8 protein-coding genes and 1 pseudogene are annotated in these 9,092 nt (G+C 58.1%); 7 read left to right on the top strand and 2 right to left on the bottom strand.

Annotation, left to right across the window (positions count from 1 at the left end):
* A partial coding sequence (locus tag PKO02S_RS30760) for a DNA topoisomerase 3 (RefSeq protein ID WP_127588899.1) occupies positions 1-1,995 on the bottom strand: 1,995 nt, incomplete at its 3' end.
* Positions 1,996-2,071: 76 nt separating this feature from the next.
* On the opposite strand from PKO02S_RS30760, the gene phnC reads away from it, so the two are divergent.
* Genes phnC through PKO02S_RS34025 form a run of 4 tightly spaced genes read left to right on the top strand, consistent with a single transcriptional unit; the run spans position 2,072 to position 4,566 of the window.
* Complete coding sequence (phnC, locus tag PKO02S_RS30755; protein WP_127588897.1) at positions 2,072-2,845, top strand: phosphonate ABC transporter ATP-binding protein; 774 nt, start codon at positions 2,072-2,074, stop codon at positions 2,843-2,845.
* On the top strand, positions 2,842-3,648 hold the full coding sequence (gene phnE, locus PKO02S_RS30750; protein ID WP_127588895.1) for a phosphonate ABC transporter, permease protein PhnE: 807 nt from the start codon (positions 2,842-2,844) through the stop codon (positions 3,646-3,648). The genes phnC and phnE (PKO02S_RS30750) overlap by 4 nt, the downstream gene beginning before the upstream one ends.
* On the top strand, positions 3,645-4,445 hold the full coding sequence (gene phnE / locus PKO02S_RS30745) for a phosphonate ABC transporter, permease protein PhnE (protein ID WP_127588893.1): 801 nt from the start codon (positions 3,645-3,647) through the stop codon (positions 4,443-4,445). Before phnE (PKO02S_RS30750) ends, phnE (PKO02S_RS30745) begins: the two co-directional genes overlap by 4 nt.
* 31 nt (positions 4,446-4,476) lie before the next feature.
* Complete coding sequence (locus tag PKO02S_RS34025; protein WP_373865254.1) at positions 4,477-4,566, top strand: putative holin-like toxin; 90 nt, start codon at positions 4,477-4,479, stop codon at positions 4,564-4,566.
* Positions 4,567-4,767: 201 nt separating this feature from the next.
* Here PKO02S_RS34025 and PKO02S_RS30735 read toward each other — a convergent pair whose 3' ends face one another.
* A complete protein-coding gene (locus tag PKO02S_RS30735) occupies positions 4,768-5,688 on the bottom strand; it encodes a phosphate/phosphite/phosphonate ABC transporter substrate-binding protein (RefSeq protein ID WP_127588890.1) in 921 nt (306 codons plus the stop codon).
* A gap of 36 nt (positions 5,689-5,724) precedes the next feature.
* On the opposite strand from PKO02S_RS30735, the gene PKO02S_RS30730 reads away from it, so the two are divergent.
* From PKO02S_RS30730 to PKO02S_RS30720, 3 genes and pseudogenes are all read left to right on the top strand, one after another.
* Positions 5,725-7,458, top strand: coding sequence for a bifunctional metallophosphatase/5'-nucleotidase (locus PKO02S_RS30730; RefSeq protein WP_127588888.1), 1,734 nt, complete (start codon positions 5,725-5,727; stop codon positions 7,456-7,458).
* A 351-nt stretch (positions 7,459-7,809) separates the two neighbouring features.
* Positions 7,810-8,562: a 5-oxoprolinase subunit PxpB gene (gene pxpB / locus PKO02S_RS30725; protein WP_127588886.1), complete on the top strand. Its 753-nt coding sequence runs from the start codon at positions 7,810-7,812 to the stop codon at positions 8,560-8,562.
* Between the two features lie 259 nt (positions 8,563-8,821).
* Positions 8,822-9,092, top strand: a pseudogene (locus PKO02S_RS30720) (KipI antagonist); the annotation flags it as partial.

Raw genomic sequence — 9,092 nt, 5'->3', positions numbered from 1 at the left:
GCCTGCGCCGGCGCTGCCGCCGCGCCCGCGCTTTGCGCCGCCGCCGCGAGCGCCCGGTGCCTCGGCCGCCTCGAAGGCGGCTCGCGCCGCCGGCGACTGCACGCGCACCTTGTCCACGATGGCGCGTGTGAACTTCTTCACGTTCTCCATGAACGTGACATCCGAAGCCTGGCCGCGCGAAATCTCGTGCAGCCGCCGCTCCCACTGGCCGGTCATCTCCGGCGACGTCAGCAGCTCCACGCCGGCGCCGCGGATCAGCTCGATCGCCACCCGGCCCTTCGGCGTAATGGCGATCCGCTTGCCTTGCATGTCGACATAGCCGACATTCTTGAGCCGCTCGATGATCGAGGCGCGGGTGGCCGGCGTGCCGAGCCCGGAGTCCTTCATCGCCTCGCGCAGCGCCTCGTCCTCCATCTGCCGCCCGGCGCTCTCCATCGCCTTCAGCAGCGTGCCCTCCGTGTAAGGCTTCGGAGGCTGCGTCTCCTTCTCCTTCGCCTTTGCGTCCGTGCACTTCACGGGCAGCTGCGGGTCCAGTGAGAAAGGCGAGTCGAGCAGCTGCTCCTCCGCCTCGCCCCCACCGCCGTCCGCGCCGCTCTCGGCGTCGGCCGAAGCGCTGCCGTCCTTATCCGCCTTGCCGCCCTTTGCCCCGCCGCGTTTCCCACCGCGCGCACCAGGCTCTTCGTCGCCCGCATAGACGACCTTCCAGCCTTTGCTCAGCTCCTGCTTCACGATCGTCTTGAATCGCTCCTGCTCGACATCGGTCAGCACCGTATGCACCTTGTACTCGGCCGGCGGATAGAAGTGGGACAAGAACCGCTTGATAATCAAATCGTACAGCTTCTGCTCGTCGGGACTGAGGCCGTTCGCCCGTTTGCCCGTCGGCAGAATCGCATGGTGATCCTCGACCTTGTCCGGGTTGCAGACGCCACGGTTGCGTACATGCACATGCCGCTTGTCCGCCCCTTGCACGAGAGGATCGTACGCCGTCCCCCGCAGCGAGTCCAACGCCTTATGCATCTCCGGAATGTTCTGCTCATTCACATAGTTGGAGTTCGTCCGGGGATAAGAAATCACCTTGTGCTTCTCGTACAGCCCTTGAGCGACATCTAGCGTCTTTTTGGCCGAAAAAGCGAACTTGGCGTTCGCCTCCCGCTGCAACAGCGTCAAGTCGTACAGCCGCATCGGATACTCCTTCGTATCCTTCACCTCGTACTCCGCGACGACCCCCGGCTTGCCTTTCACCTTCTCGACAATGGCTCCCGCTTTCTCCGGATCGGTAATCCGTTCCCCTTGCCAGTTGCCCTTGTATGTAGTCGTCTCGTCCAACCCCTGCTGATCAAACCAAGCTTCCACCTCATAGAACTTCAGCGAGGAAAAAGCCTCGATCTGCTTCTGCCGATCATACACAAGCGCCAGCACCGGCGTCTGCACCCGGCCTACCGACAGCAGCTCGCGATGTTTCGTCGTAAACGCCCGCGATCCGTTCATCCCGATCAGCCAATCCGCTTCGCTGCGCGCCCGGGCCGCTTTGGTCAGATGCTCGTATTCGGCTCCGTCCTTCAATTGCTCGAACCCGCGTCGGATCGTCTCCGCGGTCAAGTCCGAGATCCATAACCTTTTCACAGGCTGGCGCAAACGCAAATGCTGCTGGATATAGGCAAAAATCAACTGCCCTTCCCTCCCAGCGTCGCAAGCGTTCACGATCGCATCGCAATCGGCCGCAAGCGTCTTGATCACCTGCAGCTGGTCTTTCGTTTTGAAGTTGGGCAGCAGCTTGAACGTATCGGGAATAATCGGCAAATCGCCGAAATTCCACTTCTTGTATTTGTCGTCGTATTTGTCCGGCTCGGCGAGACCGATGAGATGCCCGATCGCCCAAGTGATGACGTATTGAGAGCCTTCCAAGTGGGTACGCTTGTTAACAGCCTTCGGCTCGATCGCAGCGGCGATATTGCGCCCCATATCGGGCTTTTCGGCAATAATCAATGTTTTCAACGCGATTCTCCCCAGCACCAAGTTCTTGTTGTTTGATTCTAACACAAAATCCAAGCTTCCGTTAGGAGAAAACCGAATGATAGAGTTCCGCAGCGTCTCCAAAATATATCCGAACGGCACAATCGGGCTGAACAACCTGAACCTGACGATCCAGCCGGGCGAGTTTGTCGTAATCGTAGGGTTGTCTGGCGCGGGCAAATCGACGATGCTCCGTTCGATCAACCGTCTGCACGACATCACGCAAGGCGAAATCGTCATCGACGGCCGCTCGATCACAGCAGCGAGGGGCGAAGAGCTTCGGCATATGCGGCGCGGCATCGGGATGATTTTCCAAAACTTCAACTTGGTCCGACGCTCCACCGTCATCCGCAACGTGTTGTCCGGACGGGTCGGCTACCATTCGACTTGGCGGACGCTGCTCGGCTTGTTCCCTAAGCGGGACGTGCACTTGGCGATGGAGGCACTGGAGCGGGTCAACATTCTCGAGAAAGCTTACGTGCGGGCCGATCAACTGTCCGGAGGCCAACAGCAGCGCGTCTCCATCGCCAGAGCGCTTGCGCAGGAGGCGAAAATCATCCTTGCAGACGAACCTGTTGCCTCGCTGGACCCTCTCACAACCCGTCAAGTGATGGATGATTTGAAGCGTATCAACCAAGAGCTCGGGATCACGACGGTCGTCAATCTGCACTTCATCGACCTGGCGCGCGAGTATGCGACTCGCATTATAGGGCTGCGCGCGGGACAGCTCGTATTTGACGGACCAGTATCCGATGCGACCGACGACGCGTTCTCGTCCATCTATGGCCGAGCGATCAAACAAGACGAGCTGCTGGGAGAGGAGGAAGCATGAGCGTGAACGCCGCCAACTATGAACCTCGTCCCCATTGGCCAGCGAAGCCGCCCAGGACTAAAGCCGTCATCACGGTCGTGCTGCTGCTAGCTCTATTGATCGCCAGCTCTTATCGGACCAATGCCACTCCTGTTCAATTGCTGCTGGGCATTCCGGAAATGTTGAAGCTGGTCGTCGAGATGTTCCCGCCCGACTTGGGGTACTTGGACGTCATCTGGGGACCGATGCTGCAGACGATCCGGATGGCCGTCATCGGCACGACGATCGGCGGTTTGCTGGCGATTCCCGTCGCGGTCCTGGCCGCCAGCAACATTTCCCGGACGGCTTGGCTGTATGTGCCGGCTCGTTTTGTGCTGAACTTGGTTCGGACAATTCCCGACCTCTTGTTTGCTTCTCTGTTCGTTGCTGTTTTTGGCATAGGGCCGTTTGCAGGTATTCTCGCGCTGATCTTCTTTTCCTTCGGGCTCGTAGCCAAGCTGACGTACGAGTCGATCGAAGCGATCGATCCTGGACCGCTGGAGGCGATGACGGCCGTAGGGGCGAACAAGCTGCAGTGGATTCATTTCGGCGTCGTGCCGCAGGTGACGGCTTCGTTCATGGCTTATTTTCTGTATACGTTCGAGGTAAACGTGCGAGCTGCGGCTATTCTCGGACTGGTCGGGGCAGGGGGAATCGGCTTGTACTTGGATCGAACCTTGAACCAACTGCGTTATGATCGCGCTTGTACAATTATTTTGTTGACGTTTGCCATCGTCTTGTTGATCGACTACATCAGCACCAAGGTACGGGGGAAGCTGCTATGAGCCGTTATGCCGCACCCGTCAAACCGTTCAAAGTCCGCATTCGTTTTTGGCTGGTCGCGATTTTCCTCTTGATCGTGTATGTGTGGTCGTTTACCGGCATTCCGTTCGAGGGCATCAAAGGCACAGCCGGCCAAATCGCCCGCGCAATCGGCCACGGCTTCCTGCATCCGGATTTCAACTATGTCTACATTCCGGAGGGCGAGGATTTGCTGCGAGGGCTGCTCGATACGCTGGCGATCTCGGTGCTCGGGACCTTCATATCGGCGGTGCTCTGCGTGCCGTTCGCCTTCTGGGCGGCGGTGAACATGAGTGCGCGAGGTCCGGTATCCGCTAGCGGAAAAGTGATGCTGAGCATCGTCCGAACGATTCCCGAGATCGTCATGGCGATTATGTTCATCAAGGCGGTCGGACCCGGTCCTTTCGCCGGGGTGCTGGCGCTGGGCTTGCACTCGATCGGCATGCTCGGCAAACTGTTCTCCGAGGCGATCGAGAACTTGGATCTCGGCCCGGCAGAGGCGCTTACCGCCAGTGGGGCAAACCGCCTGCAGGTGCTGTGGTACGGCGTTTTGCCGCAGGTGCTGCCCGAGTTTTTCTCCTTCACACTGTACCGATTCGAGATCAATGTCCGTTCGGCGGCCATTCTCGGGATGATCGGCGCAGGCGGGATCGGGACGCCGCTCATCTTCGCGCTGGAGGCGAGAAGCTGGCCGCGCGTGGCGATTATTTTATACGGGATTATTTTGATGGTGACGCTGATCGATGTGATTTCGGGGTATATTCGCAAGCGGCTTGTGTAGGGCGGTCGGCTAACCTTCCGGAAGGGAGGTGATGCCTGTGGAGGTATTTCAAGCGTTGCAGTTAATGTTCCTATTTGGGATGTTTATTCTGGCCTTGCTTACCTACATGAAACGGAAATAGACCGCCCCCCAGAGAAGGTAGCGGTCTATTCCGTCGCTTAACCTATTTCTAAGCCTACCGCCCTTAAAAGCGGCTATTGCGCGGAGAGTCGTGTTACTAGCACGACTCTCTTAGCATTTTACACGTTTCTTGGTTCCAGTATACCACGGAGGGCCAACAGTATAAAGTCTCATTCTGCTCTCCATAATTTTGTGGCTCCCTTTATTTCTGTCCAACGCCCTTCGCATACTCGCGAACGACCTCGAACTTGCTGTCTTCAGACGCTACGTAACCTTGATGCGAGTACACTTCGGCAACAATCTTCTTGCCTTCCGTATCTTTGCCGATGTCAATGAAGGCTTGTTGCAGCTTCTTCCGGTATTCGGCGTCCATATCGGAGCGCACGGCAATCGTGTCATTCGGGATCGGGGCGGTGAACTTGAGCACTCTCGTTTTCGCCACGGCATCCGGCACGTCTTTCATCTGCGCGCGGATGTCCTGGAACACGGCGGCCGCGTCGACTTCTCCGTTCAAGACGGCGAGCACCGCTTTGTCATGGCCCTTGACCGTTATGCCGGTCACATCCTTCTCCGGATCGACGCCTTCCTTTTTCAGCTCATTGGCCGGCCAAACATAGCCTGCGGAGGAGGTGACGTCCTGCCAAGCGACTTTTTTACCCTTCAGGTCCTTAACCGTCTTGATCGGCGAATCGGCCTTGACGATGATCATCGACTTGTAGAAGTCGACCAAATCGGTTGTCGGCTGTCCCGTCGCATCGTTTACTCCGAAACGCTGCGCTTGCAGCAACACGTCGGCCGCTTTTTTCTCATCGTGAGCGAGGATATACGTGTTCGGAGGCAGGAAGCCTACATCCACTTGTTTGGAAGCCATCGCTTCAATAATGGTGTTGTAGCTGGTCGAGACCGACACTTTGACCGGAATGCCGAGCTTGTCCCCCAGCAGCTTTTCCAGCGGCTTCGCTTTCGCTTCAAGCGTCTCCGCGTTCTGGGACGGCACGAATTGGACCTTCAATTCCTTCGGGACGTAGCTGGCGTTGCTCTCTTTTTTGGCGCATCCCGAAGTTGCTAGCCCAGCGGCTAGAACGGCCGACAGGGCGAGGATAGACATTTTCCATTTTTTCATTTGAACCCCTCCAGGTAAGTTGTGTACAATTCTGTTATGTTGAAGCAAACAAAGGAGCTGTTCGGATTGACTGCTGCACCGGATCGGACGTTGGACTTGACCATTCTCAGTACGAGCGATATCCACGGTCATATCATACCCAAACACTATGCGAATCATTTGCCACAAGAGGCTGGATTAGCCAAAATCGCCACCCTCGTGGAGCGGGAACGGGCTCGGGGCGGACCGGTTCTTTGGATCGACAACGGGGATCTGATTCAAGGGACGCCGCTTGCATATTATCAGGCCAGAATTGCGCCGGATCGTGCGAACCCTTTGATAGCAGCGATGAATGAGCTTCAAGTCGACGCGGCGGCAATCGGCAACCACGAGTTCAATTATGGGTTGGACCATTTGCGTAGAGCGGTGGGTGAGTCGCAGTTTCCTTGGCTGGCAGCCAATATCGTGGATGCGGCGTCGGGGGAGCCCGTTTTTGGGAAGCCGTATTTCGTTCGCGAGCTGGAGGGCGGTGTGCGGGTTGCGGTGTTAGGCTTGTGCACCCCTTACATCCCGAATTGGGAAAATCCTTCACATATTGCGGGGCTCGGCTTTCTCGATGCGGTGGAGACGGCGAAGCGGTGGGTGGCAAAGCTGCGCGATGAGGAACGTGCGGATGTTGTGGTGGTTACGTACCATGGCGGCTTTGAGCGGGACTTGGAGACGGGGGAGCAGACCGAGACGCCTACGGATGAAAATCAAGGGTATGCGCTATGCAGGGATGTGCCGGGAATCGATGTTCTGCTGACCGGGCATCAGCATCGGACGATCGCAGGGGTGCGGGTAAATGGGGTTGTCGTGTCCCAGCCGGGGCATCGCGGTGAAAATGTGGCTAAGGTGAGCTTGCAGCTGGAGCTTCGCGAGGGGCGCGGCTGGGCCGTGGCAGGAGGCTCTTCCGAGCTGCTGTCTGTGGCAGGCGTTGAGGCGGATGAGCGGGTGCTGCAGCTGGTGGACGAGGCTGAGCGGCTGACGCAAAGCTGGCTCGATACGCCGATGGGCCGCGTCGAGGGCGATATGGTGGTGCGCGATCCGATGGAGGTTCGGTTGGGTGACAGTCCTTTGATCGAGTTTATCAACAAAGTGCAGATGGACATATCGGGGGCGCGGATCTCGAATACCGCTCTGTTCGCGGAGGATTCGCCGGGCATCCCGTCGAATGTGACGATGCGGGATATCGTGTCGAATTACATTTATCCGAACACTTTGAAGGTGATCCGAATTAGCGGGCAGGATATGCGGGATGCGCTGGAGCTGAGCGCTAGCTATTTTGCGCGGAGTGACGGGAGCGGGAGTACCGGCACCGGCGATTGGGAAGGCGGCGACAGCGGAGCAGCATACTGGCGTGGACGTGCAGTCGAGGAGGAAGTAGACGAAGGTGGAGCAGCATACTGGCGTGGACGTGTGGCGGTGAATCCGAAGTTCCTGACACCGAAGCCGCAGCCGTACAATTACGATATGTGGGAAGGCATTTCGTATGTGCTCGACATTCGGCGGCCGGAAGGGGACCGAGTCGTGCAGCTGGATTTCGAAGGCGAGCCGGTGCGGATGGATGCGGAGTATGACGTCGTGATGAACAACTATCGTTCGGGCGGCGGCGGCAACTATCTTATGTTCAAGGACAAGCCTGTGGTACGGGACATTCCGACGGACGTGTCGGAGCTGATCGCGGACTATATTTTGCGGCGGGGGACGATCGAGGCTACGCTGGATCGCAATTGGAAGGTTGTTTGGTGATGTTTTGGGCAATCACGGGCGGCTGCCCAAATAAGGTGATGTCAAGAGGCTGTCGATTCATTGAGGACCCACCGTTTTTTGTGCGAAAAATCATACAACTTGGTCAAGGATAGAGGATTCAGCTGAGATTGTATTCGAAAAATCGTACAAATATATTCTCCTTCTGAACAGTCCTCAGTTAATCGACGGCCTCTGTACGGGAGGCAACTAAAGGTGCCCAAAAAATAAATTGTATGGGGTTTTTCCATACCTAACTCGCACAGACGCAGAAATAAAGTGTTTTCAAAGTTTTCATAACGCTATTTTGGCGGATTAACGAGGAGTGAACGGACAAGGTGAGGTGAAAGCGGCATGACACCCTATGGGCTGGAGCGGTTGGGGGAGCGCGCGGTGCTTGTTCGGTATGGGCGCTGCGTGGATGCGTCGGCGTACGATGGCGTCATGAGGCTGGATGCGATGCTCAGACGGCGTCCGTTTCCGGGTTTCGTAGAGGCTGTGCCCTCCTATGCGGCGCTTGCAGTTCATTATGACCCCTGGATCGTGTATCGCCGGTCAGGACGCGGTGCCAGGTTACCCTTTGATATTGTGAGCGATCTGCTGCGGGAGCTGCTGCTGTCGCAGGAGTCGGCTGGGGGCGGCGAAACGAGGATCGTGACAATCCCGGTATGTTACGGCGGCGCGTATGGTCCGGACTTGGAGGATTTGGCGGATCAGCGGGGACTGTCCGAGCCGGAGGTAGTTCGGCTTCATTCGGAAGCGGAGTACCAGGTATACATGCTCGGCTTTATGCCGGGTTTTCCGTATATGGGCGGTTTGCCGGCCGTACTGGCGACACCCCGCCGGAGTACGCCGCGGCTTGTCGTCCCTGCGGGCAGCGTCGGCATCGCCGGCGGGCAGACCGGCGTGTACCCGCTGCAGTCGCCGGGCGGCTGGCAGCTCATCGGCCGCACGCCGCTGCGGCTGTTCCTGCCCGAGCGCGACCCGCCGACCTTGCTGCGGGCCGGCGACCGCATCCGTTTCCGCCCGATAGGAGCGGAGGAGTATGAGGCTTCGGCGCTAGGGGAGCAGCAGGTTATGGGGAAGCTTGGGTTGGCAGATAGGTAGATAGATGAGTGAAGTAGGATGGCAGGTAACTTGGTGTGGTCGCACGAGCTGTAGGCTGAATAACGAATAATCGGCGCTACCAATGCCTTCCCCCTTCTACAATGGTGCACTCCCTCTCCTCATGGCCATTGATTAACGCACACGTGAGCATTTAATCGGTATGCGTTGGGAGAGCAGTTTGATGTGTGGGTGGCGGGACGGTCGTTTGGTGCTGGAGTTAATCACTTTGGCCGAGTTTTCGTGCGGGAGGGAGAGCGGGATGAAGGCAACGGAAATAATTGTGCGCAAAGCGGGGCTGCTGACGACGATCCAGGATCTCGGCCGCCCTGGCTATCAGCGCTACGGCGTGCCGGTCGGCGGCGCGATGGATCCGTATGCGCTGGCGACGGCGAACGCGCTCGTCGGCAATGCGCCGGGTGCCGCCGCACTGGAGATCACGCTGCTCGGCCCGGAGCTCCTATTCCGGGACGATGCGCTGATCGCCGTGTGCGGCGCCGACCTGTCGCCAACGGTAGACGGCGAAGCCGTCC

Source organism: Paenibacillus koleovorans NBRC 103111 (assembly GCF_004000845.1).
Lineage (GTDB): Bacteria > Bacillota > Bacilli > Paenibacillales > NBRC-103111 > Paenibacillus_AA > Paenibacillus_AA koleovorans.
The sequence above is the reverse complement of the archived record's forward strand: the minus strand, read 5'-3'. Positions and strand labels throughout refer to the sequence as shown.